This is a genomic window from Pseudomonas sp. S3_B11, from assembly GCF_054667715.1.
The window spans coordinates 3,859,039-3,884,004 of the sequence record NZ_CP162749.1; the positions used below are offsets into that span (position 1 = coordinate 3,859,039).

Here is a 24,966-nt window from a genome sequence, read left to right on the forward strand (position 1 = left end):
ATCAGCTTTGGAAAGCATTGACCCAGGTCATGGCGCGTTGCAATGACCCCCCGCTTTCTCCATACTTGCGACCGATTTTTATCCTAATAAAACACCCAAACCGTGGAACCTTAGAATGAGCACAGCAATCAGTCCGACTGCTTATAACTATAAGGTAGTCCGCCAGTTCGCCATCATGACGGTGGTCTGGGGGATCCTTGGCATGGGGCTCGGTGTCTTCATCGCCTCGCAACTGGTCTGGCCGGAGTTGAACTTCGATCTGCCATGGACGACATTTGGACGCCTGCGCCCGCTGCACACCAACCTGGTGATCTTCGCCTTCGGTGGTTGTGCATTGTTTGCCACTTCTTACTACGTCGTGCAGCGAACCTGCCAAACGCGACTGATCTCCGACAGCCTCGCCGCCTTCACCTTCTGGGGCTGGCAAGCGGTCATCGTCGGTGCGATCGTGACCTTGCCACTGGGTTACACCACCACCAAGGAATACGCTGAGCTGGAATGGCCCCTGGCTATCCTGCTGGCCATCGTCTGGGTGACCTACGGTCTGGTGTTCTTCGGCACCATCGTCAAGCGCAAGACCAAGCACATCTACGTCGGTAACTGGTTCTACGGTGCGTTCATCGTCGTGACAGCCATGCTGCACATCGTCAACCACGCTTCCCTGCCGGTCAGCTTCTTCAAGTCGTACTCGGCCTATTCGGGCGCGACGGATGCGATGATCCAGTGGTGGTACGGCCACAACGCCGTAGGCTTCTTCCTGACCACGGGCTTCCTGGGGATGATGTACTACTTCGTGCCGAAACAGGCCGAGCGTCCGATCTATTCCTATCGCCTGTCCATCGTCCACTTCTGGGCGCTGATCACCCTGTACATCTGGGCCGGTCCCCACCACCTGCACTACACCGCACTGCCGGACTGGGCGCAGTCCCTGGGCATGGCGATGTCGATCATCCTGCTGGCGCCAAGCTGGGGCGGCATGATCAACGGCATGATGACCCTGTCGGGCGCCTGGCATAAGCTGCGCACCGACCCGATCCTGCGGTTCCTGGTTGTGTCGCTGGCGTTCTACGGCATGTCGACCTTCGAAGGCCCGATGATGGCGATCAAGACCGTCAACTCCCTGAGCCACTACACCGACTGGACCATCGGCCACGTACACGCTGGTGCGCTCGGCTGGGTTGCGATGATTTCCATCGGCGCCATCTACCACATGATCCCGAAACTGTTCGGTCGTGCGCAGATGCACAGCACCGGCCTGATCAACGCGCACTTCTGGCTCGCGACCATCGGCACCGTGCTCTACATCGCCTCGATGTGGGTCAACGGCATCACCCAAGGCCTGATGTGGCGTGCGATCAACGACGACGGCACCCTGACCTACTCGTTCGTCGAAGCCCTGCAAGCCAGCCACCCGGGCTATATCGTCCGAGCCCTGGGCGGCGCGTTCTTCGCCAGCGGCATGCTGTTCATGGCCTACAACGTGTACCGCACCGTTCGTGCCTCTGACCCGGCTGAAGCTGAAGCCGCCGCCAAGATCGCCGTAGTTGGAGCTCACTGATGAAGCACGAAGCAGTAGAGAAGAATATCGGCCTGCTGGCCTTCTTCATGGTCATCGCCGTGAGCATCGGCGGCCTGACCCAGATCGTTCCGCTGTTCTTCCAGGACGTGACCAACAAGCCGGTCGAAGGCATGAAGCCACGTACCGCCCTTGAGCTGGAAGGCCGTGACATCTATATCGCCAACGGTTGTGTCGGCTGCCACTCGCAGATGATCCGTCCGTTCCGCGCCGAAACCGAACGCTATGGCCACTATTCGGTCGCCGGTGAAAGCGTCTGGGACCACCCATTCCTGTGGGGTTCCAAGCGTACCGGTCCGGACCTGGCCCGCGTTGGCGGCCGCTACTCCGACGACTGGCACCGTGCGCACTTGTACAACCCGCGCAACGTAGTGCCTGAGTCGAAAATGCCGGCCTACCCGTTCCTCGTAGAAAACAAGCTCGACGGCAAAGACACCGCCAAGAAAATGGAAGTCCTGCGCACCCTGGGCGTGCCTTACACCGACGAAGACATCGCCGGTGCCAAGGATGCCGTCAAGGGCAAGACTGAAATGGACGCGCTGGTGGCCTATCTGCAAGGCCTGGGCACCATCATCAAAAGCAAACGGTGATTCTTTATGGATATCGGGATGATTCGCGGCCTGGGCACCGTCGTCGTGATGGTGGCCTTCATCGGTCTGGCCCTGTGGGTGTTCAGCCCCAAGCGCAAGTCGGAGTTTGACGACGCGACCTTGCTGCCGTTCGCGGATGATCCCGAAGCCATCAAGCACGTCGAGCAAGCTTCTAGGAGTAACAAAGAATGACTACATTCTGGAGTCTGTACGTCACAGTCCTCAGCCTGGGAACGATCTTCTCCCTGACCTGGCTGCTGCTGTCGACCCGCAAGGGCCAGCGCGCCGAGCAGACGGACGAGACCGTCGGCCACTCGTTCGACGGGATCGAGGAATACGACAACCCACTGCCGAAATGGTGGTTCATGCTGTTCGTGGGCACCATCGTGTTCGCCCTCGGTTACCTGGTGCTCTACCCTGGCCTGGGCAACTGGAAAGGCCTGCTGCCAGGCTATAACTACCTGGACACCGAAAAGCAGACCGCCTTCGCCAACGGCCAGACCGGCTGGACAGGTGTTCACGAGTGGGAAAAGGAAATGGCTCGCTCGGACGCCAAGTTCGGTCCGATCTTCGCCAAGTTCGCCTCCATGCCGATCGAAGAAGTCGCCAAGGACCCGCAAGCCCTGAAGATGGGTGGCCGCCTGTTCGCCTCCAACTGCTCGGTTTGCCATGGTTCCGACGCCAAGGGTGCCTATGGCTTCCCCAACCTGACCGACGCCGACTGGCGCTGGGGCGGTGAGCCGGAAACCATCAAGACCACCATCATGGGCGGTCGTCACGCCGTGATGCCGGGCTGGGCTGCCGTGGTTGGCGAGCAAGGCGTCGCTGACGTGGCTTCCTACCTGGTGACCAGCCTGCACGGCCGCAAACTGCCGGAAGGCGCCAAGGCCGATCCGGCCAACGGCCAGAAACTGTTCGCGGCCAACTGCGTGGCCTGCCATGGCCCAGCCGGCAAAGGCACGCCCGCCATGGGCGCACCTGACCTGACGCACCCTGCGGCGTTCATCTACGGTTCGAGCTTCGCTCAACTGCAGCAGACCATCCGCTACGGCCGCCAGGGCCAGATGCCTGCCCAGGCTGACCTGCAAGGCAACGACAAGGTCCACTTGCTGGCCGCCTATGTCTATAGCCTGTCTCATGGCGAAAAGGCTCCGGCCGCTGACGCCCAGTAAGACGAGTAGCTGATACACCAAAGGCCCCGCCAATCTGATTGGCGGGGCCTTTTTGTTACCGGCCGAAAACCTGGGTAAATCTGTTTCGCCTGTCGGCCACCCGCCCCGGTAGCAACATGCCTACATCGGCGTGGCAGTGCTCGACCCGTGGGTTGGCTGATGCATATTCGGCAGTCATCACAAGATGCCCTTCGGCTCGCCAACGCCACAGAAAGTCTATAGTCAATTGATCTGAGTCATGACTTGTTACATCCGCTACACCATTCTATGCAGACCCCCAACGCGACCAAAGGTCGCACCCTTGGGCTAGAGCGACAGGCGTATCATTGCGCCACCGCAACACCCTTTCTGACCGTGGTCGGCACGTACTGGCCCCGGCACTTTTCCACTGCCGTGGGATGCATTCGATGAGTAACCAGATTCCGGTACATGACGTCACCCCGCCTGCCAAGGACGCGAACAAAAGCGTCGACCTGTATGCCTCTCGGGAAAAAATCTACACCCGCGCCTTCACTGGCCTGTTCCGCAACCTGCGAATGGCTGGCGGCGCGCTATTGTTCCTGCTGTATTTCGGTACGGTCTGGCTGAACTGGGGTGGTCATCAGGCCGTCTGGTGGAACTTGCCAGAGCGCAAATTCTTTATTTTCGGCGCCACCTTCTGGCCCCAGGATTTCATCCTGCTCTCGGGGATGTTGATCATTGCCGCCTTTGGCCTGTTTTTCATCACGGTCTATGCCGGACGAGTGTGGTGTGGCTATACCTGCCCACAGAGCGTGTGGACCTGGATCTTCATGTGGTGCGAAAAAGTCACCGAAGGCGACCGCAACCAGCGCATCAAGCTCGACAAGGCCCCCATGGGCGCCAACAAATTCCTGCGCAAGCTCGCCAAGCACAGCCTGTGGCTGCTGATAGGTTTCGTCACCGGCATGACCTTTGTCGGTTACTTCACGCCAATCCGCGAACTGGTGTTCGAGTTCTTTACCGGCCAGGCCGATGGCTGGTCGTATTTCTGGGTGGGTTTCTTCACCCTCGCCACCTACGGCAACGCTGGCTGGCTGCGTGAGCAAGTGTGTATCTACATGTGCCCTTACGCACGCTTCCAGAGCGTGATGTTCGACAAGGACACCTTGATCGTTTCCTACGACCCGCGTCGTGGCGAAAGCCGTGGCCCGCGCAAGAAAGGCGTTGACTACAAAGCCCTGGGCCTGGGGGATTGCATCGACTGCACCATGTGCGTCCAGGTCTGCCCTACCGGTATCGACATCCGCGACGGCCTGCAGATCGAGTGCATCGGCTGCGCGGCCTGTATCGATGCCTGCGACAACATCATGGACAAAATGGATTATCCACGCGGCCTGATCAGCTACACCACCGAACACAACCTTTCGGGGCAGAAAACCCATAAACTGCGCCCGCGCCTGATCGGTTATGCCTTGGTGCTGCTGACCATGATGAGCCTGTTGGCGGCGGCGTTCTTCATGCGCTCGCTGGTGGGTTTCGACGTCAGCAAGGACCGCGTGCTCTACCGTGAAAACGCCGAAGGCCGGATCGAGAACGTCTACAGCCTGAAGATCATGAACAAAGACCAACGCGACCACACGTATGTCCTGGAAGCCGCCGGCCTACCCGACCTCAAGCTGCAAGGCCGGCGGGAAATCAAGGTCGCGGCCGGCGAGATCTACAGCCAGCCGGTCGAGCTGTCCAGCGCACCGGAACAACTGCCATCGAGCACCAACGAGGTGACCTTCATCCTCAAGGATGCCGATGACGAAAGCGTACATGTCGAAGCCAAGAGCCGGTTCATCGGCCCACAAACTCGTTGAGAGAACTGAACATGCCTGCAGCAACCGCCTCCAGCCCTTGGTACAAGCACCTCTGGCCGTGGATCATCATCGCGATCCTGACCTGTTCGGTGACACTGAGCCTGACGATGGTGACCATTGCGGTGAAGAACCCGGACAACCTGGTCAACGACAACTATTACGAAGCCGGCAAGGGTATCAACCGCTCGCTGGAGCGCGAATTGCTGGCCCAGACCCTGCAACTGCGTGCCAACGTGCAACTGGACGAGCTCACCGGTGAAGTGAACCTGCGCCTGAACGGCAACAGCCGTCCCCAGACCCTGGAACTGAGCCTGATCTCGCCGACCCAGCCGGAGAAGGACCGCAAGATCGTCCTGACCCGCAACGACAGTGAACCGGGGCGCTACGTCGGCCAGTTGACCGACAAGGTCGAAGGCCGGCGCTTTGTCGAATTGCTGGGTGTGGAGAACGACAAGACCTGGCGCCTGTTCGAAGAAGAACAGATCAATCACGGCCAGGACCTCTTGCTTGGCGATGAACCGCTGCAAGGCGCTGAAGACCTGAAGAAATAAACGACGGCGCTTCTGATCGTTCCCACGCTCCGCGTGGAAACGCGGCCCGGGACGCTCTGCGTCCCTTCTAAGCGTGACGCGGAGCGTCACAGGATGCATTCCCACGCAGAGCGTGGGAACGATCATTGGACAACGTTCTGTGAACACGCAATGACCACTCCACAGCCCTGCTACCACTGCGCCCTGCCCGTCCCCCCGGGCAGTCGCTTCACCGCCGTTGTCCTCGGTGAAACCCGCGAGCTGTGCTGCCCGGGCTGCCAGGCGGTGGCCGAGGCCATTGTCGCCGGAGGCCTGGAAAGTTATTACCAGCATCGCAGCGAAGCGTCGGCCAATCCCGAATCCCTGCCCGTCCAGTTGACCGATGAACTGGCGCTCTACGATCGCCCTGACGTACAGCAATCATTCGTGCGCCATGAAGGCGAACTGGCCGAAACCACCCTGTTGATGGAAGGCATCAGTTGCGCCGCCTGCGGCTGGCTGATTGAAAAACAATTACGCAGCCTGCCGGCCGTGGCCGAAGCGCGATTGAACCTGTCCAATCATCGCCTGCATGTACGTTGGGCCGACGCTCAACTACCGCTGAGCACGCTGCTCGCCGAATTGCGCCAGATCGGCTACGTAGCGCACCCGTACCAGGCCGACCAGGCCTGTGAACAACTCGCCGCACAAAACCGCCTGGCCCTGCGCCAATTGGGCGTGGCCGGTCTGTTGTGGTTCCAGGCGATGATGGCGACCATGGCCACCTGGCCAGAATTCAACATCGACCTGAGCCCGGAGATGCACACCATCCTGCGCTGGGTTGCCCTGTTCCTCACCACGCCCATCGTCTTCTATAGCTGCGCGCCGTTCTTCAAAGGCGCCATGCGCGACCTGCGCACCCGCCACCTGACCATGGACGTTTCCGTGTCCCTGGCCATCGGCAGTGCCTACGTTGCCGGGATCTGGACGTCGATCACCGGGGTCGGCGAGTTGTACTTCGATGCCGTTGGCATGTTCGCCCTGTTCCTGCTGGCCGGCCGTTACCTGGAACGCCGGGCTCGGGAACGCACGGCTGCCGCCACCGCCCAACTGGTCAATCTGTTGCCGGCCTCGTGCCTGCGCCTGGAGGATAACGGCCAGAGTGAACGCATCCTGCTCAGCGAATTGCGCACCGGTGACCGGGTGCTGGTGCATCCCGGGGCAGTCCTGCCGGCCGATGGCAAGATCCTGGATGGCCAGTCCAGCATCGACGAATCGCTGCTGACCGGTGAATACCTGCCACAACCTCGCCAGGTGGGCGACGCGGTCACCGCCGGCACGCTGAACGTCGAAGGGGCCTTGACGGTCGAGGTGCTGGCCCTCGGGCAAGACACCCGGTTGTCCGCCATCGTGCGGCTGCTGGAGCGGGCCCAGGCCGAGAAGCCGCGACTGGCGGAAATCGCCGACCGCGCCGCCCAATGGTTCTTGCTGTTCTCCTTGGTCGCCGCTGCCGTCATCGGGCTGGTGTGGTGGCAACTGGACGCTTCGCGCGCGTTCTGGATCGTCCTGGCGATGCTCGTCGCCACCTGCCCTTGCGCGTTGTCACTCGCCACGCCGACCGCCCTCACCGCCGCTACCGGCACCTTGCACAAGCTCGGCCTGCTGCTGACGCGCGGGCATGTGCTGGAAGGCCTGAACCAGATCGATACGGTGATTTTCGACAAGACCGGTACCCTCACCGAAGGCCGCCTGGCGTTGCGCGCCATTCGGCCATTGGCGGCCCTCGACAGTGATCAATGCCTGGGCTTGGCCGCTGCCCTGGAGAACCGCTCGGAACACCCCATCGCCCGCGCCTTCGGCCGCGCGCCATTGGCCGCCGAGCAGGTACAAAGCACCCCGGGGCTGGGGCTGGAAGGCCTCGTGGCGGAACAGCGCCTGCGCATCGGTCAGCCGGGTTTTGTCTGCGAACTGAGTGGCGCCGTCGTACCGCAAATGCCGGACGAACCCGGGCAATGGCTGTTGCTCGGCGATGAGATCGGGCCCTTGGCCTGGTTCGTCCTCGATGACCGCTTGCGCGTCGAAGCCCCGGCGCTGCTGGCGGCCTGCAAGGCACGGGGCTGGCGGACGCTGCTGTTGTCGGGTGACAGTTCGCCCATGGTTGCCAGCGTCGCCGCCGAACTGGGCATCGATGAGGCTCGCGGCGGCCTGCGCCCGGACGACAAACTGGCCGTGTTGCAGCAGTTGCATCAACAGGGCCGCAAGGTGCTGATGCTCGGCGATGGGGTGAACGACGTGCCCGTGCTGGCGGCAGCGGACATCAGTGTCGCCATGGGCTCGGCCACCGACCTGGCCAAGACCAGCGCCGACGCGGTGCTGCTGTCCAACCGCCTCGACGCCCTGATCCACGCCTTCAGTCTGGCTCGACGCACCCGCCGGGTGATCATTGAGAACCTGGTGTGGGCAGGGTTGTACAATGGCCTCATGTTGCCGTTCGCCGCCCTTGGCTGGATTACCCCGGTGTGGGCGGCGGTCGGCATGTCCATCAGTTCGTTGACCGTGGTGTTGAATGCGCTGAGGCTGACACGTCAGCCCAAGACGCAGGTTTTCGACGCCACGCCCGATACCCGCCCGCTGCCGGCCTGAGCCGCGCGGGCATGGAGTTCCGACATGCCAGCTCTCTACGTGATGATCCCGGCCGCGCTGCTGATCGTGGCCATCGCCGTGTACATTTTCTTCTGGGCCGTGGACAGCGGCCAGTACGACGACCTCGACGGTCCGGCCCACAGCATTCTGTTCGACGATCAGGACCCGAACCACAAGGCGGCGGTGGACGAAGCCAGCGGCGAAGCCCGCAAGCCGGACGACAAGGCCCCGCCCCATGCTTGACCTGGCACCCCTGTTGGTTTCTGCGGTCATCCTTGGCCTGCTCGGCGGTGGACACTGCCTGGGCATGTGCGGCGGCCTGATGGGCGCCCTGACCCTGGCGATTCCCAAGGAACAGCGTAGCCGGCGCTTCCGGTTGCTGCTGGCGTACAACCTGGGACGGATCCTGAGCTACGCCACCGCCGGGTTGCTGATCGGCCTGGCCGGTTGGGCCGTGTCCAACAGCCCGGCAGCGATGATCATGCGGGTGCTGGCCGGCTTGCTGTTGATTGCCATGGGCCTGTACCTGGCGGGCTGGTGGAGCGGCCTGACTCGCATCGAAGGTGTGGGACGCGGCTTGTGGCGACACATCCAACCCGTCGCCAACCGTTTGCTGCCGGTGTCGAGCCTGCCTCGGGCCTTGCTGCTCGGCGCGCTGTGGGGCTGGCTACCGTGCGGCCTGGTCTACAGCACCCTGCTCTGGTCCGCCAGCCAAGGCAATGCACTGGACAGCGCGCTGCTGATGCTCGCCTTCGGCCTGGGCACCTGGCCGGTGCTGCTCGCCACGGGCCTGGCCGCCGAACGCGTCACCGCCCTGCTGCGCAAACGCAGCGTGCGCATGGCCGGTGGTTTGTTGGTGATTATTTTCGGGGTATGGACACTGCCGGGGCCGCATCAACATTGGCTCATGGGGCACTGACCGAGTTGCCCCAATCGCGAGCAAGCTCGCTCCCACATGGAAAGTCTCCTGTGGGAGCGAGCTTGCCCGCGATGAGGCCTGCATCGACAACTCCGATGCCCCGTTGACGCAAATCAAAACGGCCACGCCCACGCGCCCCTAGACTCGCCCCATGCCAGTCTATCCGGGGAATGCCCGCATGCTCGACACCATTTGTTGGGACTCAAATCTTATCCGCCGTTACGACCTGGCGGGACCACGCTACACCTCGTACCCCACGGCGGCGCAGTTCGGCAGCCAGGTGGGTACCTTCGACCTGCTCCACGCCCTGCGCGACAGCCGCAAGGCCCTGCGGCCGCTGTCGCTGTACGTGCACATACCGTTCTGCGCGAACATTTGCTACTACTGCGCCTGCAACAAGGTCATCACCAAGGACCGCGGCCGCGCCCACGCCTACCTGCAACGCCTGGAACAGGAAATCCAACTGATCGGCTGCCACCTGGACCCCACCCAGCGCGTAGAACAGTTGCACTTTGGCGGCGGTACCCCGACATTCCTCAGCCACGATGAGCTGCGCCAACTGATGGCCAAGCTGCGCCAGCACCTGAACCTGCTGGACGACGATTCCGGCGACTACGGCATCGAAATCGACCCCAGGGAAGCCGACTGGTCGACCATGGGCCTGTTGCGCGAACTGGGTTTCAACCGGGTCAGTATCGGCCTGCAAGAACTTGATCCAGCGGTGCAGCGGGCCGTCAATCGCCTGCAAAGCCTCGAGGAAACCCGCGCAGTGGTCGAAGCCGCCCGGACCTTGCAATTCCGCTCGATCAACATTGACCTGATCTACGGCCTGCCCAAGCAGACCCCGGAAAACTTCGCCCGCACCGTCCAGGAAGTCATCCACCTGCAACCGGACCGGCTCTCGGTGTTCAACTACGCCCACCTGCCGGAACGCTTCATGCCCCAGCGGCGCATCAACAGCCAGGACTTGCCGACCCCGGAGCAGAAACTGGCGATGCTGCAAGGCACCATCGAACAACTGACCGCCGCCGGCTACCGCTACGTCGGCATGGACCACTTCGCCCTGCCCGACGACGAACTGGCAATCGCTCAGGAAGAGGCCACGTTGCAGCGCAACTTCCAGGGCTACACCACCCATGGCCATTGCGACCTGATCGGCCTTGGCGTGTCAGCCATCAGCCAGATCGGCGATTTGTATTGCCAGAACAGCAGTGACCTGAACCATTACCAGAACACCCTCGCCGACGGGCAACTGGCGACCAGTCGCGGGCTGATCTGCAATGCCGACGACCGGTTGCGGCGCGCGGTGATCCAGCAGTTGATCTGTCATTTCCACCTGCCCTTCGCCGAGATCGAGCAAACCTTCAACATCGACTTTCGTGGTTACTTCGCGCCGCAATGGCCGCAATTGCAGGCCATGGCCGCGGATGGGCTGATCGAGCTGGATGACACCCATATCCGGGTATTGCCCGCCGGGCGCCTGCTGGTGCGATCCGTGTGCATGGTATTCGATGCCTACTTGGACCAGCACAATCGCCAACGCTTCTCCCGAGTCATTTGAGCGCGACAATTTGACGACGACATCGCACTGGCCGGAGTGCCATCTCTGGGGTACCCTTACGCCTTATGCGTGATTTCCCACAAGGATTTAAGAAATGTCCGAGCCAGTCAAACTGCGCGCCCACAACCAGGCCCATTGCAAGGATTGCAGCCTGGCCCCCCTCTGCCTGCCGCTTTCGCTGAACCTGGAGGACATGGACGCGCTGGATGACATCGTTAAACGGGGCCGCCCGTTGAAAAAAGGTGAATTCCTGTTTCGCCAGGGCGATACCTTCGATTCGGTCTATGCGGTGCGCTCGGGCGCCTTGAAGACCTTCAACCTGAGCGATGGCGGCGAAGAACAGCTCACCGGCTTCCACCTGCCCAGCGAACTGGTGGGCCTGTCCGGCATGGACACCGAGTCCCATCCGGTCTCGGCCCAGGCGCTGGAAACCACCTCGGTGTGCGAAATTCCCTTCGATCGCCTGGACGAGCTGGCCATACAGCTGCCGCAACTGCGCCGCCAGTTGATGCGGGTCATGAGCCGGGAAATCCGTGACGATCAGCAAATGATGCTGCTGCTTTCGAAAAAAACCGCCGACGAGCGTATCGCCACGTTCCTGGTCAACCTCTCGGCACGCTTCCGCGCCCGTGGGTTCTCGGCCAACCAGTTCCGCTTGAGCATGTCGCGCAACGAAATCGGCAATTACCTGGGCCTGGCGGTGGAAACCGTGTCCAGGGTCTTCACCCGCTTCCAGCAGAACGAGTTGATTGCCGCCGAAGGCAAGGAAATTCACATTCTCGACCCGATCCAGCTCTGCGCCCTGGCCGGCGGCTCGATCGAAGGCTGATGGCCGCGCGCGGCTGAGGGATGTTCCCAGCCGCGCTATACTGCCGCGTTTGCAGCTCAGCCAGGACACCTCCACGATGGTCTTTGACTCCTTCGATATCAAATCCCTGATCCGCCCCGTGATCGATTTCCCCAAGCCCGGCGTGATCTTTCGCGACATTACCCCCCTGTTCCAATCCCCGACCGCCCTGCGACTGGTCATGGACAGTTTCGCCCACCGGTATGTCGAGGCCGAGTTCACTCACATCGGCGCGATGGATGCGCGGGGTTTCCTGATTGGCTCGATCCTGGCCTACCAGCTGAACAAGCCGCTGATCTTGTTCCGCAAGCAAGGCAAGCTGCCGGCCGATGTGCTGGCCGAGGGTTACCAGACCGAATACGGCGAAGCCTTCCTTGAAGTGCATGCCGACAGCTTGTGCGAGGGTGATTCGGTGGTGATGTTCGATGACCTGATTGCCACTGGCGGCACGCTGATCGCCGCCGCCAACCTGATCCGCCGCATGGGCGCCAAGGTCCACGAAGCCGCGGCGATCATCGACCTGCCGGAGCTGCTCGGCTCCCAGCGCCTGGAAGACATGGGGATTCCCACGTTCTGCCTGACGCAGTTCTCGCTCAGCGAAAAATAATCCTCGGCAACGAAACACAACCCCTGTGGGAGCGAGCCTGCTCGCGATAGCGATGTGTCAGCCAGCATAGATATTGGCTGATCTACCGCTATCGCGAGCAAGCTCGCTCCCACAAGGGATTGGTTGCTGTTACAACGCGATCGGCTTGCGCCCCGCAAACGAATGCGCCAGTGTCCCGCCATCCACCAACTCAAGCTCCCCACCCAGCGGCACGCCGTGGGCGATGCGCGAGGCGATCAGGCCTTTGTTGTTGAGCAGTTGGGCGATGTAATGGGCGGTGGCTTCGCCTTCGACCGTCGGGTTCGTAGCGAGGATGACTTCCGTGAACGTACCCGCTTCTTCGATCCGCGCGATCAACTGCGGAATGCCGATGGCTTCAGGCCCCAAGCCGTCGAGCGGTGACAAATGGCCCTTGAGCACGAAATAACGGCCACGAAAACCGGTCTGCTCTACCGCATACACATCCATCGGCCCTTCCACCACGCAGAGCAGGCTGTCGTCCCGACGCGGGTCGGCACATTGCGGGCAGAGGTCGTCTTCGGTGAGGGTGCGGCACAAACGGCAATGCCCTACGCCTTCCATGGCCTGGCTCAGGGCCTGGGCCAGGCGCGAACCGCCGCTGCGATCACGCTCGAGCAATTGCAACGCCATGCGCTGGGCAGTTTTCTGACCTACACCCGGCAACGTTCGCAGGGCATCGATCAGTTGGCGAATCAAAGGGCTGAAGCTCATGGAGGAAATGTCCGACATAACAACGAGACGCGGTTTATACCCGTGCCTCCGATTAGCGTCAAATACTCAATCCTGCGCGACCCGCACCACCAACTTGCCGAAGTTGCGCCCCTCCAACAGCCCGATAAACGCCTGTGGCGCATTCTCAAGGCCATCGACCACATCCTCACGGAACTTGACCTTGCCATCACGCACCCAAGGGGCCATGGCGCTGATGAACTCCGGCTGACGGTCACCGTAGTCATCAAACACGATAAACCCCTGGATCCGCACACGCTTGTTGAGCAAAGTGCGCTGCAACTGCGGCAAGCGATCCGGGCCGCTCGGTGCTTGATGATCGTTGTAGGAAGCGATCAGGCCACAGAGCGGGATCCGCGCCTTGGCGTTGAGCAGCGGCACGACGGCATCGAAGACCTTGCCACCGACGTTTTCGTAATAGATGTCGATGCCCTTGTCGCAAGCCTGCGCCAGCTCCTCGGCAAAACGTGCGCTCTTGTGATCGACACAGGCGTCAAACCCCAGCTCGTCGACCACGTACTTGCATTTCTCGCTGCCACCCGCGACGCCGACGACACGCAGGCCCTTGATCTTCGCCACCTGGCCAACCACCGAGCCCACCGCACCCGAGGCCGCCGCGACCACCAGGGTTTCCCCGGCCTTGGGCTGGCCAATGTCCATCAGCCCCATGTAAGCGGTCATGCCCGGCATGCCCAGCACACCCAGGGCCATCGACGGGCTCGGCAGCCCCGAAGGGACGGGCATCACGTTGCGCCCGTCGCTGATGCTGTGGCTCTGCCAACCGGTGGCCCCCACCACCAGATCACCCTCCTGGAATTTCGGGTGCATCGAGCGCTCCACGCGGCTCACGGCGCCGCCGGTCATCACCTCGTCGATTTTTACCGGAGCAGCGTAGGAAGGCGCGTCACTCATTCGCCCGCGCATGTAAGGGTCCAAGGACAAAAACTGCGTCTTGAGCAGGATCTGCCCCTGCGCCAGGTCCGGCAGCGTCACGTGCTCCAGGCGGAAATTGTCCGCGGTTGGGGCGCCGTGAGGACGGGAGGCAAGGACGATGCGCTGGTTGGAGGTCGATGCTTGTGACATGGAAGCGTCTCCTTGATCGTTGAGTGGCACGTATAGGGAGCAGACCATTGCCGAGGGGGCGGCGTTCGATGTTTGTTCAGCGGGTACTTGTGGGAGCAAGGCTTGCCCGCGATGAACGATGGCGCGCAGTTCCGACAAATCGAGGCGTCTGCATCGCGGGCAAGCCTTGCTCCCACAGAGCCTTGCTCTCACAGGCAAGGTTTCGCTCGCCCCTAGACAGAAACAAAAATGCCAGGCGCGATGCCTGGCATTGTGTGTAGCCCATCCCGACCGGGATGGCGAATCAGAACGGCAGTTTCATGCCCGGCGGCAGTTGCATGCCGGCCGTCATGCCAGACATCTTGTCCTGGCTGTTGGCTTCGATCTTGCGCACCGCGTCATTGACGGCGGCGGCGAACAGGGCTTCGAGCATTTCCTTGTCGTCTTCGCTCATGCCTTCGACCACGCTTGGGTCGATGCTGACGCGCTTGATGTCGTGGCGACCGGTCATGACCACGGTCACCATGTCGCCGCCGGACTTGCCGGTGACTTCGGCGTTGGCCAGTTCTTCCTGCATCTTGGCCATTTTTTCCTGCATTTGCTGCGCCTGCTTCATCAGGCCGGCCATGCCACCTTTCATCATGGGAATCACCTCGAAAGTACTTGGATAAACAACGCGCCCGGCCCGTTCGGCCCGGCGCCTTCAGTTATGAGCCCTGGGTGACCGGGGCCTCGACAGGTTCGATAGTATCGTGACGGACCACGGCGCCGAACTGTTGCATCATCTGCTGGATGAATGGATCACCGTGGATCGACTCCTCGGCTTCGCGCTGACGGTCGGCACGGCGCCGGGACGCGGCCTGGGCCGGGGTCTCCTGCTCGGGCTTGATCAGCTCGATGGTCAGCGTCAGGGTGCGCTGGTGATACTGGTTCAGCGCATCGTTGAGGCGACGTTGCTGGGTCGCGTTGAACAGTGCGCTGTGGGCCGGGTCCAGGTGCAGCAGCCAGTGGTCGCCTTCCACGGCCATCAGCGTGCAGTTGGCGGCAATACTGCCGGTCATGCCGCTGATCGGCAGTTTAGGAAACAGCTCCAGCCATTGCAGGGCCAGCCCGGTGGCCGGCATCGCCGCGGGTTCCGGCTCGGGCTCCGGGGCCGGCTCAGCGGCGTGCTCACTGGCCAGGTCGTCCAGGTAGCTGTAGGCCGAATCCATGTCTGGCTCGATGTAATCCTCGTCCAGCGGCGGTTCGTCGTCCTGATCGAGGCCTGGCGTGGCGACATCGACGTCGGCCACTGTTGGTTCGGGCACCGGCGCGGCGACCCACTCCGGTGCATCGGGCACCACACTGTCGGGCGTCGGCAAAGGCATCGGCGGCAACTCGGGTTGCTCGGCGATGGTCTCCAGAACCGGCTCCACGGCAGGTTGCTGGACAACCTCGGGCTCGATCGGATCGTTCCAGGGCAGATCGACAACGGCTTCAGCGACCGGTTCGGGCAGCGCCTCGACGACCGGTTCAGGTTCTGGCTCAGGGGCCGCGACAACGGGTGTCGGAGCCGGTGCTGCCACAGGTGCCGGCGCTACCGGAGCCGAAGCCACTGCCGGCGCAACGACGGGCGCGGCAGCCACTGGCTTGGCGGAATCAGCTGTGGCCTGGCTGATCCCCACTGGCTTTAGCGCTTGCCTCGGGACGTCCGTCGTATCGGCTGGCCGGAACGCCAGCATTCGCAGCAGGACCATTTCAAAGCCGCCGCGCGGATCCGGTGCCAGGGGCAGGTCGCGACGACCAATCAGACCCATCTGGTAATAGAACTGCACGTCTTCGGCCGGCAACGCCTGGGCCAGGGCCAGTACGCGATCACGGTCGCCGTGGCCGTTGTCGACGCCATCAGGCAAGGCCTGGGCGATGGCGACCCGGTGCAGCACATTGAGAATTTCCGAGAGCACGCCATTCCAGTCCGGGCCCTGCTCGGCCAGGTGACGCACCGCTTCGAGCAACGCCTTCGCGTCGCCTTCGATCAGCGCATGCAAAACGTCATAGACCTGGCCGTGATCGAGGGTACCGAGCATGGCCCGGACATCCGCGGCCATGACCTTGCCTTCACCGAAAGCGATGGCCTGGTCGGTCAGGCTCATGGCGTCGCGCATCGAACCATCGGCGGCGCGGCCCAACAGCCACAGCGCATCGTCCTCGAAGGGCACGTTCTCGACGCCCAGTACATGCGTCAGGTGCTCGACGACCCGTTCCGGCGTCATGTTCTTCAGGGAGAACTGCAGGCACCGCGACAAAATCGTTGCAGGAAGTTTCTGCGGGTCGGTGGTCGCCAGGATGAACTTGACGTAGGGCGGCGGCTCCTCAAGGGTCTTGAGCAGCGCATTGAAGGAATGGCTGGAGAGCATGTGCACTTCGTCGATCAGGTAGACCTTGAAGCGCCCACGGCTCGGCGCGTACTGCACGTTGTCGAGCAGCTCGCGGGTGTCTTCGACCTTGGTACGGCTGGCGGCGTCGATCTCGATCAGGTCGACGAAACGGCCCTCGTCGATTTCCCGGCAGACCGAACACTCGCCGCAGGGCGTGGAGGTAATGCCGGTTTCACAGTTCAGGCACTTGGCAATGATCCGCGCGATGGTGGTCTTGCCCACGCCGCGGGTGCCGGTGAACAGGTAGGCATGGTGCAGCCGCTGGCTGTCCAAGGCATTGATCAGGGCCTTGAGCACATGGGTCTGGCCGACCATTTCGCGGAACGAGCGCGGACGCCATTTACGTGCAAGAACCTGATAACTCATCGAAAACCGTCGCATCGAAGGAACATAAGCGGCTAATGCTAGCGGAGCAGGGGCGAAATTGCATCCGGTGTGCTCGTCTAATCTGACTAAGATTGGATCAGGGACTCGGTTGTCGACGCGGTTTTGCACAGTCAGGAGAGTTTATGCGCTCAGCCATGGGGGCTTTGCTGTTGTTGGGTACAGGTTGTTTTGCTGATGAAGTACCTTTGCGTTTTGCCGTTACCGACGGCTGGGCGATGCCCATGGTGCAGATCGAACGGGGTCGCCCGACCCAGGGCATCCTTCCCGACATAATGACCAGCCTGGCGACCCGGATGGGACTGCCGGCGCAATTCCATGTCCTATCCCGCGCCCGGCTGGACGGCGCCATGAAACACGGCGAGATCGACATGCGTTGCTACGTCAGCCCCGACTGGGTAAAGGACAGTGGCGATTACCTATGGAGCGTCCCGTTGTTTTTCCAGCGCGACCTGCTCGTCGCCACGGCAAGCGCCCCTGCGGCGGTCACACTAGCCACGTTGCCGGAACAGCCCATCGGCACGGTGCTCGGCTATACCTACCCGACCTTGCAACCCTTGTTCGACCGCAGCCAACTGCACCGCGACGACGCCCGCAGCCAGGAACAAGTGCTGGCGAAACTGCTGGCCGGGCGTTATCGCTACGGGATCAGCAACCAATGGGCGCTGGACTGGTTCAATCAACGTCATACCGCTGATCGGCAACTCCATGAGGTGGCAGTGCTTCAGGAACAGCAGTTGAGCTGTTATGTGCGCAACGATCCGAACATTCCAGCACAACGCATTCTGAGGACCCTGTTGAACATGAAAACCTCCGGGGAGATCGACGCGATCATCCAGCTTTACACGGGCCGCAGTGACGCATCGCAGGCCAGGAGCGAGGCACCCTCCCCCTGATCGCCTGGCCGCTGCTGCCATTGCGACGGCGGGATGAACCCCTGCACCCAGCCGGGTATCCGTTCGGGCGGCATGGGCCGGGCGATGAAATAACCTTGTGCCACCTCACAGCCCAGGTTCAGCAACAGTTGGCCATGCTCAAGGCTGTCCAACCCTTCGGCGACCACCTCACGGCCAAACGCCCGGGCCAGGCCGATCACCGCTTCGGTCAGTGCCAGGTCGTCGCGGTCATGGAGAATGTCGCGGACAAAGGTCTTGTCGATCTTGATGGTTTGCGTGCGCAAGTGCTTGAGGTCGTTGAGCGAGCAGTAGCCCGTGCCGAAACCACCCAGCGAAAACCCCACGCCCAAGGCATGGCAGGCCTGGAGGCAGGCGCTGACGTGGGCAAGGTTTTCCAATGCGACCGATTCGACAATCTGCAGATCCAACAGGCGTGGCGGTACCGCCGGATGCCGTTCCAACACCTGTCGCAACCGCTCGACAAAATCCGCCCGCTGGAAATGCCGCGCCGAGATATTGATGCTCACCGGCCAGCCCTGCCCCGCTTGCTGCCATTGCTGCAACTGGGTCAGTACCTGCTCCATGACCCACTCGCCGATCTCGACAATCAGGTCGGTCTCTTCCACCAGCGGCAGGAACTCCCGTGGCGGCACCAGGCCACGTTGCGGATGCTTCCAGCGCAGCAGCGCCTCCATGCCGACCACGGTGCCATGACGCATGTTGACCTTGGGCTGGAAATGCAGCCGCAACTCGTTACCGGCCAGTGCCTGGCGGACCCGCTCGACGGTCTGGTAAGTGGCTCGCACTTCCTTGTCCCGGGACACATCGAACAAGTGGAAACGGTTGCGACCGCTTTGCTTGGCCACGTACATCGCCTGGTCGGCGTGGCGCAACAAGGTCTCGGCGTCGTCGTTATCCCATGGGAACAATGTGACGCCAATGCTGGCGAAGACCTTGATGTCCTTACCGTCAATGCCATACGGCATGGAAACGGCGATCAACACCCGGCTCAACGCGGCATGCAACTCATCCATCCCACGCACATGGCGCAGCACCAGCACGAACTCGTCCCCACCCAGCCGCGCCACCACGTCCTCGCCACGCACGATACTGCGCAGGCGCCTGGCGACCTCCACCAACAGCCGATCGCCACTGGCATGACCATAACCGTCATTGACCGCCTTGAAGCCATCGAGGTCGAGCATGCACACCGCCAGAGGCAAGTTTTCCGCACGGGAAAACTCCAGGGCCTGGTCCAGCAGATCGGACAGATAAGTGCGGTTGGGCAACCCGGTCAACACATCGTGACCAACCCGCCATTGCAGGGAATGCAGCAGGCGACGCTTTTCGCTGACATCGAAGCGAATTGCCAGGTAGCGTTCGATTTGTCCTGTATCGTCATCGATCACTGGTACCAGGGTCGTGTCGACCCAGTGCAGCGTACCGTCCTTGGCCCGGTTGCAGATTTCCCCTTTCCAGACCTGGCCCAGGGCAATGGTGCGCCACATGGCGCCGAAGAACTCGTCAGGGTGCTGGCCGGAATTGAGCAGGCGATGGTTCACACCCAACAACTCATCGCGCCGGTAACCAAAAAGGCTGCAAAATTGATCGTTGACGTAGGTGATGCGCCCGCTCAGATCGGTTTCGGAAAAAATCGCGGCGGCGTCAACGGCTCTGCGGTACTTCTTATCCATCGAAGCAGTCATCCATGAGTCAGGCTCATTTGTCGCGCGCGGTTGCACCGCCTTCAAGACAGGCGAAAATCAACTAGGCTCAAACACTTTGAGGGAAGCTGGAGCGCGGGCCCTGGCGGTGCTAAGGGAGAGCTTCAGCCCTTGCCGTGTATCGCGGCAAGAAACGCAAGGCCCGGTCTTTGCACACACCCCGGCTTCTGAAGCAAGTCACCAAATACCCGTGCCAAAGGCCGATTCTACGAAACACATCACACTTTGCAAAGCAAGGTGATGGATCACGCGGTTGTCTAATGCGAAAATCTATCGTTAAGTTCTTGATTCTAAATGGGAATTAAGCGATGCAAATTTCAAGTTTGGGTCCAGCCATCAGACGCTACCGCAAAGTAGCGGGGCTTACTCAGGCTGAACTTGGCGAAAAAACCGGTTTTGACCCCAAAACCATCAGCCGCTTCGAAACCGGCACCTACACCCCCAGCGTCGAAGCCTTGTTCCTGCTTGCCAATGTGCTGGATGTACAACTGAAAGCCTTTTTTGCCGACATGGGCGATGAGGACGAACAGCGGGCGTATCTGTTCGGCGTCATACACAAAGCCACCTCCAAGGACCTGGGCAAGCTGATCGCGGCGGTCGACCAGGCCTTGTCCAAGCCTTGATGCAGATGTGAAAGAGAAGCCGGGGCTGCCGAGGGGAGGCAGGCCGGGCTTTTCTTTGGCGTTCGTTTGCCCGCTCGACTAATTCCGAGGGTGACGCAAGACATAATGTCACGTTGACATCGCCAGCTACGAACCTCGACTATCAACGCGCTGATTCCTGCGTCCCTATGGCGCCTATGACTCGTCGACACAATAAAATCCAAGGGGACACTGTGCATAAATTTTCGATCATTCTTGTCTCGATACTCGCTACCGGCTGCACCGCCAAATACGCACAGCAAGACGTATTCTCCAACCAGGCAAAACTTGATCGACAAATGCCCGTCACCATCGCCACACCGGTCGACGGCAGCTACGAAACAACGCCTTACCCGGCATCCGGCGATATGACAGCTGCCGCCGTTAAAACGGCCTTTTCTTATTACACCAACCGCGTGACGGTAATGGGCGCGTGCCGTGAATTGAGCTGCCTGAGACAGAACGGACCTTCTGGTTACTACGTCATCCCGGAAATCCTGCATTGGGAAGAACGCGCCACAGAATGGTCGGGGCTTCCCGACAAGATTGAAGTAAAACTCGCCATTTATGGCCCGACAGGAGAGCAGCCGCTGGGGTCCTCGGTCCTGTCCGGCAAAAGCAAATGGGCGACCTTTGGCGGGGATCATCCACAGGATTTGCTGCATGAGCCGATTGCTGAGTATGTGAAAGCTCAATACTGATCCAATCGGTCTACGATAGGAACTCGGTCCGTCGATGCAGGACGGGCCGGACTTCCCCTTCAGCACTCGTTTGCCCTGGCCGCGGCAAAATCCGGATAGCAGAAAGCAATGACCGATATCGATCAGCGAAACAAAAGAAATGATTGGAATTTGACAAACCTTGCGAACGAAGGTTTGGGCGTTATGGAGGCAACCCCACCAGCCACACCCCGGCACACAATGTTCCCGCTGTGGCTGCTTCCTTCCGGATCTGACCAGGTTCACGGGTAATCGTTGCGGGGGGACCGATGGGGTCACCATAACGACGCCCGCCTGACGGCGAGCCGCGCCATTGTACCTATCTGGCAAGAAGTTACAACCGTTCGTGCCGGATTAAAAAACTGAAGATGTTCAAGCACTTGCTGTGGGAGCAAAGCTTGCTCGCGATGATGTCGGCACATCAGGCATGGATGCAGGCTGCTCTCACAGAACTACAACAACACCTCATCCGCCCGACCACCCTCTTCCTGGATCACCAGGTGGATGAAATGCAGCTTGGTGATGACGGCAGCCGGCACGACGAACGGGTAGAAATCCGGCTGGCCCATGCTGCGGGACAGTTCGTTGAGCATGCCAGCCAGTTCGATCCAGGCGTTGACGAACGAAAGAAAAGCCGCACCGCCTGCATGTTCGGCGTCGTACAAGGTCTCGGGCGGGAACGGCTGGTAGTCGAAATCCATTTCCCGAGCGCTCATGCCGAAACCCAGGGCGGTGTCCACCGCGTCCATCATGTGCAGGTAATGGGCCCAGGTTTCGGCCCAGTCCTCCCACGGGTGCATGGTGGCATAGGCGCTGACGTAGCGGGTTTGCCAGTCCAGCGGCGCGCCTTGCTGGTAGTGCTGCTCCAGGGCGTCGGCGTAGCTGGCGCGCTCATCGCCGAACAGCTCGCGAAAAGCCTCGAGCCAATGGCTGTTGGCGACCAGCCGGTCCCAGTAGTAGTGCCCCACCTCATGCCGGAAATGCCCGAGCAAGGTGCGATACGGCTCGCGCATCTGCTGGCGCACGTATTCGCGATGGGCATCGTCAGCTTCCTTGATGTCGAGGGTGATCAGTCCGCTGGCGTGACCGGTGGTGGGTGGCGTGCCGTCGGGATCGACACCGATGAAATCAAACGCCAAGCCGATATTTTCGTCGACGGTTTTCGGGATGACCGGCAAGCCGAAAGTAATCAACTGCGCGACCAGACGACGCTTGGCGGTCTCGACCTTGCGCCAGCGTTCGGGATTTTCCGGGATCGACAGGTCGGGAATAGTACGGTTCAGGCTACAGGCGATGCACAGGGTATCGCGCCCATTGTCCGGCAGCAGCCAATTGCAGGCCGCCGCAGTGTCGAGGTTGGCGCAACGGCGGAACAGCCCGGCTTGGGGATCGGCGTCCAGGGTCCAGGTCCCGGCTTGCTCGCCGGGTTGCAAGGACGTCAGGCGACTCTGCTCAGGTTGATAACCCAGCGCCGCCAGGCAGGCCAGGCATTGGCTATTGCGAAAAAACAACGACTGGCCACAGCGGCACGGCCAGACCTTGCTGTTACGTGACCGATCGCCCAGGAACGGCGCGGCGATGCGTGAGCTCAGTTGTTCGAAGAAGCGGTACATGGCGATCTCTCCCTGGAGCCTGCAAGACTAGATCACCCCACTTCCATGATCGTTCCCACGCGTTGCGTCATAGTGCCCGATAAACCGTGGCGAGGGAGCAAGCTCCCTCGCCACAAGAGCCAACCCGGCTAAACCGTGATGCCATGCTGACTCAGAAAGACGACAAACGCCTCTTCATCCAGCACCTTGAGCCCCAGCTCATTGGCCTTGGTCAATTTCGAACCGGCACCCGGCCCCGCCACCACGCAGTGGGTTTTCGCCGACACGGAACCGGCGACCTTGGCCCCCAGGCTCTCCAGCTTGTCCTTGGCGACGTCGCGACTCATCAACTCCAGCGAACCGGTCAGCACCCAGGTGTGACCTGCCTCGGGCAAGCCCTCGACGACCTTCTTCTCGCTCTGCCAATGCATGCCAAAGTCGCGCAACTGTTGTTCCGCTGCCTCGGCCTGCTGACGGTTGGCAGCAACGGCGAAGAACTCGCGCACAGCGTTGGCCTGCTTTTCCGGCAACGCCTGACGCATGTCCAGCCAGTCGGCGTTCATCACCGCCTCGAGTGAACCGAACTTGTCTGCCAGTTTCTGCGCCCCGCCCGGCCCGACCGAAGGGATGTTCAGCTTGTCGAGAAAGCCACCCAGGGTCGTGCTGGCGGAGAACTCGGCGCCCAACTCGCCCTGGTCCTGGATCTCTAGACCGTGGCGCAGCAGGTCCTTGATCACCTGGCGGTTGTGTGGGTCTTCGAAGAAGCTGTGGATCTCGTGGGCCACTTCCAGGCCGACATCGGGCAAGTAGGTGAGCACCTGGGGCACAGCCGCTTGTACGCGCTCCAGCGAACCAAGAGAGCGAGCCAGGACCTTGGCGGTCTCCTCGCCCACGTCCGGGATGCCGAGGGCGTAGATGAAACGCGCCAGGCTCGGCTTCTTACTGTCGACGATGGCCGCCAGCAAGTTCTTGCTCGACAGTTCGGCGAAGCCTTCCAGGTCGACCACCTGCTCGAAGATCAGGGCATACAGATCGGCGGGCGAACCCACCAGCCCCTCATCCACCAGTTGCTCGACGCTCTTCTCGCCCAGGCCCTCGATGTCCATGGCCCGGCGCGACACGAAATGAATGATCGCCTGCTTGAGCTGCGCGCCACAGGCCAGGCGACCGACGCAACGGTACACTGCACCTTCGCTGATGGTTTCACGGCCCTTGCTGCGCTTGATCAGTTGCGTGCGCTCGACATGGGAACCACACACCGGACACTGCCGGGGGATCTCCACAGGGCGGGCATCGTCCGGGCGGCGCTCGGTGATCACTTGCACCACTTGCGGGATCACGTCGCCGGCACGGCGGATGATCACGGTGTCGCCGATCATCAGGCCCAGGCGCGCCACTTCGTCCATGTTGTGCAACGTGGCGTTGGCCACGGTCACGCCAGCGACCTTGACCGGTTTGAGGCGCGCCACGGGCGTCACGGCGCCAGTGCGGCCGACCTGGAACTCGACGTCCAGCAACTCGGTGAGTTCTTCAGAGGCCGGGAATTTATGAGCGATGGCCCAGCGTGGTTCCCGAGCGCGGAAACCCAGTTCGCGCTGAGAAGCGATGCTGTTGACCTTGAACACCACCCCGTCGATTTCATACGGCAACGCGTTGCGCCGCTCACCGATGTCGCGGTAGTAATCCAGGCATTCGTCAATGCCGTGGGCCAGCTTCAATTCACGGCTGATGGGCAAGCCCCAGGCCTTGAGCTGCTTGAGATTGCCGATGTGGGTATCGGCAATGTCCGCGGTCACCTGGCCGATACCGTAGCAGCAGAATTCCAGCGGGCGGTTGGCGGTGATCTTCGAATCCAGCTGGCGCAGGCTCCCCGCCGCCGCGTTGCGCGGGTTGGCGAAGGTCTTGCCACCCGCTTCCAGTTGCGTAGCGTTGAGGCGCTCGAAGCCGGCCTTGGACATGTACACCTCGCCGCGCACTTCCAGCAATGGCGGCCAGCCGCTGCCCTGCAGCCTGAGGGGAATATTGCGCACGGTACGCACGTTGACGCTGATGTCTTCGCCCGTGGTGCCATCACCGCGCGTGGCTCCGCGCACCAGCATGCCGTCCTGATACAACAGGCTGACCGCCAGGCCATCGAGTTTCGGCTCGCAGCTGTATTCCACCGCCGCGCCACCGCCCAGCAAATCGCCCATGGGCAGATCGAGGCCTTCGGTCACCCGCCGGTCGAATTCGCGCATGGTGGTTTCGTCGAAGGCGTTGCCCAGGCTGAGCATCGGGATCTCGTGGCGCACCTGGCTGAACGCCGACAGGGCCACGCTGCCGACGCGCTGGGTCGGGGAATCATCGGTCACCAGCTCCGGGTGTTGTTCTTCCAGGGCCTTGAGCTCGTGGAACAAGCGGTCGTACTCGGCGTCCGGGATGCTCGGTTCGTCGAGGACGTGGTAGCGGTAGTTGTGCTGATCCAGCTCGGTGCGCAGCTGTTGGATGCGGGTTTCAACGGCGTTCATGGGTGCTCTCTCATAAAGCAAAAGAGC

General features: G+C 61.6%; 22 protein-coding genes and 1 other RNA gene. 15 read left to right on the plus strand and 8 right to left on the minus strand.

The window, feature by feature from the left end; all coding sequences use genetic code 11:
- The first annotated feature begins 115 nt into the window (after positions 1–115).
- The 12 genes from ccoN (at position 116) to AB4O22_RS17425 (ending at position 12,247) form a co-directional block, all read left to right on the plus strand.
- Positions 116–1,558: a cytochrome-c oxidase, cbb3-type subunit I gene (ccoN, locus tag AB4O22_RS17370; protein WP_003199607.1), complete on the plus strand. Its 1,443-nt coding sequence runs from the start codon at positions 116–118 to the stop codon at positions 1,556–1,558.
- On the plus strand, positions 1,558–2,166 hold the full coding sequence (gene ccoO / locus AB4O22_RS17375) for a cytochrome-c oxidase, cbb3-type subunit II (protein ID WP_003199605.1): 609 nt from the start codon (positions 1,558–1,560) through the stop codon (positions 2,164–2,166). The genes ccoN and ccoO overlap by 1 nt, the downstream gene beginning before the upstream one ends.
- Positions 2,167–2,172: 6 nt before the next feature.
- The gene (locus AB4O22_RS17380) at positions 2,173–2,358 is read left to right on the plus strand and encodes a CcoQ/FixQ family Cbb3-type cytochrome c oxidase assembly chaperone (protein WP_003183474.1); all 186 of its coding nucleotides are present in this window, start codon (positions 2,173–2,175) and stop codon (positions 2,356–2,358) included.
- Positions 2,355–3,338: a cytochrome-c oxidase, cbb3-type subunit III gene (gene ccoP / locus AB4O22_RS17385; RefSeq protein WP_003199603.1), complete on the plus strand. Its 984-nt coding sequence runs from the start codon at positions 2,355–2,357 to the stop codon at positions 3,336–3,338. The genes AB4O22_RS17380 and ccoP overlap by 4 nt, the downstream gene beginning before the upstream one ends.
- 407 nt (positions 3,339–3,745) lie before the next feature.
- Positions 3,746–5,161 carry a cytochrome c oxidase accessory protein CcoG gene (ccoG, locus tag AB4O22_RS17390; protein ID WP_003199601.1) on the plus strand — a complete coding sequence of 472 codons (1,416 nt, stop codon included), beginning with the start codon at positions 3,746–3,748 and terminating at the stop codon, positions 5,159–5,161.
- Positions 5,162–5,172: 11 nt separating this feature from the next.
- Entirely contained in the window at positions 5,173–5,712 is a 540-nt protein-coding gene (locus AB4O22_RS17395; RefSeq protein ID WP_003199599.1) for a FixH family protein, read from the plus strand.
- Positions 5,713–5,862: 150 nt separating this feature from the next.
- Positions 5,863–8,313: a heavy metal translocating P-type ATPase gene (locus AB4O22_RS17400; protein WP_223473043.1), complete on the plus strand. Its 2,451-nt coding sequence runs from the start codon at positions 5,863–5,865 to the stop codon at positions 8,311–8,313.
- A 24-nt stretch (positions 8,314–8,337) separates the two neighbouring features.
- On the plus strand, positions 8,338–8,556 hold the full coding sequence (ccoS, locus tag AB4O22_RS17405) for a cbb3-type cytochrome oxidase assembly protein CcoS (protein ID WP_003183505.1): 219 nt from the start codon (positions 8,338–8,340) through the stop codon (positions 8,554–8,556).
- Positions 8,549–9,232: a sulfite exporter TauE/SafE family protein gene (locus AB4O22_RS17410; RefSeq protein ID WP_013692616.1), complete on the plus strand. Its 684-nt coding sequence runs from the start codon at positions 8,549–8,551 to the stop codon at positions 9,230–9,232. Before ccoS ends, AB4O22_RS17410 begins: the two co-directional genes overlap by 8 nt.
- A 178-nt stretch (positions 9,233–9,410) precedes the next feature.
- The gene (gene hemN / locus AB4O22_RS17415; RefSeq protein WP_460096830.1) at positions 9,411–10,793 is read left to right on the plus strand and encodes an oxygen-independent coproporphyrinogen III oxidase; all 1,383 of its coding nucleotides are present in this window, start codon (positions 9,411–9,413) and stop codon (positions 10,791–10,793) included.
- Between the two features lie 94 nt (positions 10,794–10,887).
- Positions 10,888–11,622, plus strand: a complete 735-nt coding sequence (gene fnr, locus AB4O22_RS17420; protein ID WP_003199588.1) for a fumarate/nitrate reduction transcriptional regulator Fnr — start codon at positions 10,888–10,890, stop codon at positions 11,620–11,622.
- Positions 11,623–11,698: 76 nt separating this feature from the next.
- Complete coding sequence (locus tag AB4O22_RS17425; protein WP_003199587.1) at positions 11,699–12,247, plus strand: adenine phosphoribosyltransferase; 549 nt, start codon at positions 11,699–11,701, stop codon at positions 12,245–12,247.
- A 129-nt stretch (positions 12,248–12,376) separates the two neighbouring features.
- Here the strand turns inward: AB4O22_RS17425 and recR are convergent, their stop codons facing one another.
- The 4 genes from recR to dnaX form a co-directional block, all read right to left on the minus strand.
- Positions 12,377–12,979: a recombination mediator RecR gene (gene recR / locus AB4O22_RS17430; protein WP_003199585.1), complete on the minus strand. Its 603-nt coding sequence runs from the start codon at positions 12,977–12,979 to the stop codon at positions 12,377–12,379.
- A 66-nt stretch (positions 12,980–13,045) separates the two neighbouring features.
- Positions 13,046–14,080, minus strand: coding sequence for an NADP-dependent oxidoreductase (locus tag AB4O22_RS17435; protein WP_003199583.1), 1,035 nt, complete (start codon positions 14,078–14,080; stop codon positions 13,046–13,048).
- 283 nt (positions 14,081–14,363) lie between these two features.
- The gene (locus AB4O22_RS17440) at positions 14,364–14,702 is read right to left on the minus strand and encodes a YbaB/EbfC family nucleoid-associated protein (RefSeq protein WP_223473045.1); all 339 of its coding nucleotides are present in this window, start codon (positions 14,700–14,702) and stop codon (positions 14,364–14,366) included.
- A 64-nt stretch (positions 14,703–14,766) separates the two neighbouring features.
- Positions 14,767–16,842: a DNA polymerase III subunit gamma/tau gene (gene dnaX, locus AB4O22_RS17445; protein WP_223473046.1), complete on the minus strand. Its 2,076-nt coding sequence runs from the start codon at positions 16,840–16,842 to the stop codon at positions 14,767–14,769.
- A 143-nt stretch (positions 16,843–16,985) separates the two neighbouring features.
- On the opposite strand from dnaX, the gene AB4O22_RS17450 reads away from it, so the two are divergent.
- On the plus strand, positions 16,986–17,756 hold the full coding sequence (locus AB4O22_RS17450) for a substrate-binding periplasmic protein (protein ID WP_223473047.1): 771 nt from the start codon (positions 16,986–16,988) through the stop codon (positions 17,754–17,756).
- Here AB4O22_RS17450 and AB4O22_RS17455 read toward each other — a convergent pair.
- Complete coding sequence (locus AB4O22_RS17455) at positions 17,702–19,450, minus strand: putative bifunctional diguanylate cyclase/phosphodiesterase (protein WP_223473048.1); 1,749 nt, start codon at positions 19,448–19,450, stop codon at positions 17,702–17,704. The genes AB4O22_RS17450 and AB4O22_RS17455 overlap by 55 nt on opposite strands.
- Before the next feature lie 338 nt (positions 19,451–19,788).
- Between AB4O22_RS17455 and AB4O22_RS17460 the strand changes: the two genes are divergently transcribed.
- A complete protein-coding gene (locus AB4O22_RS17460) occupies positions 19,789–20,103 on the plus strand; it encodes a helix-turn-helix domain-containing protein (protein WP_003199578.1) in 315 nt (104 codons plus the stop codon).
- 212 nt (positions 20,104–20,315) lie between these two features.
- Positions 20,316–20,822: a DUF4823 domain-containing protein gene (locus AB4O22_RS17465; protein WP_223473049.1), complete on the plus strand. Its 507-nt coding sequence runs from the start codon at positions 20,316–20,318 to the stop codon at positions 20,820–20,822.
- Between the two features lie 193 nt (positions 20,823–21,015).
- On the opposite strand, the gene ffs is transcribed toward AB4O22_RS17465, so the two are convergent.
- The 3 genes from ffs to ligA all read right to left on the minus strand — a co-directional run bounded on the left by ffs (position 21,016) and on the right by ligA (position 24,939).
- Positions 21,016–21,112, minus strand: an RNA gene (gene ffs / locus AB4O22_RS17470) — signal recognition particle sRNA small type.
- A gap of 180 nt (positions 21,113–21,292) precedes the next feature.
- Positions 21,293–22,453 carry a zinc-binding metallopeptidase family protein gene (locus AB4O22_RS17475; protein WP_013692610.1) on the minus strand — a complete coding sequence of 387 codons (1,161 nt, stop codon included), beginning with the start codon at positions 22,451–22,453 and terminating at the stop codon, positions 21,293–21,295.
- Between the two features lie 128 nt (positions 22,454–22,581).
- Positions 22,582–24,939 (minus strand): NAD-dependent DNA ligase LigA, encoded by a 2,358-nt coding sequence (ligA, locus tag AB4O22_RS17480; protein WP_460096834.1) that lies wholly within the window; start codon positions 24,937–24,939, stop codon positions 22,582–22,584.
- Positions 24,940–24,966 lie beyond the last annotated feature (27 nt).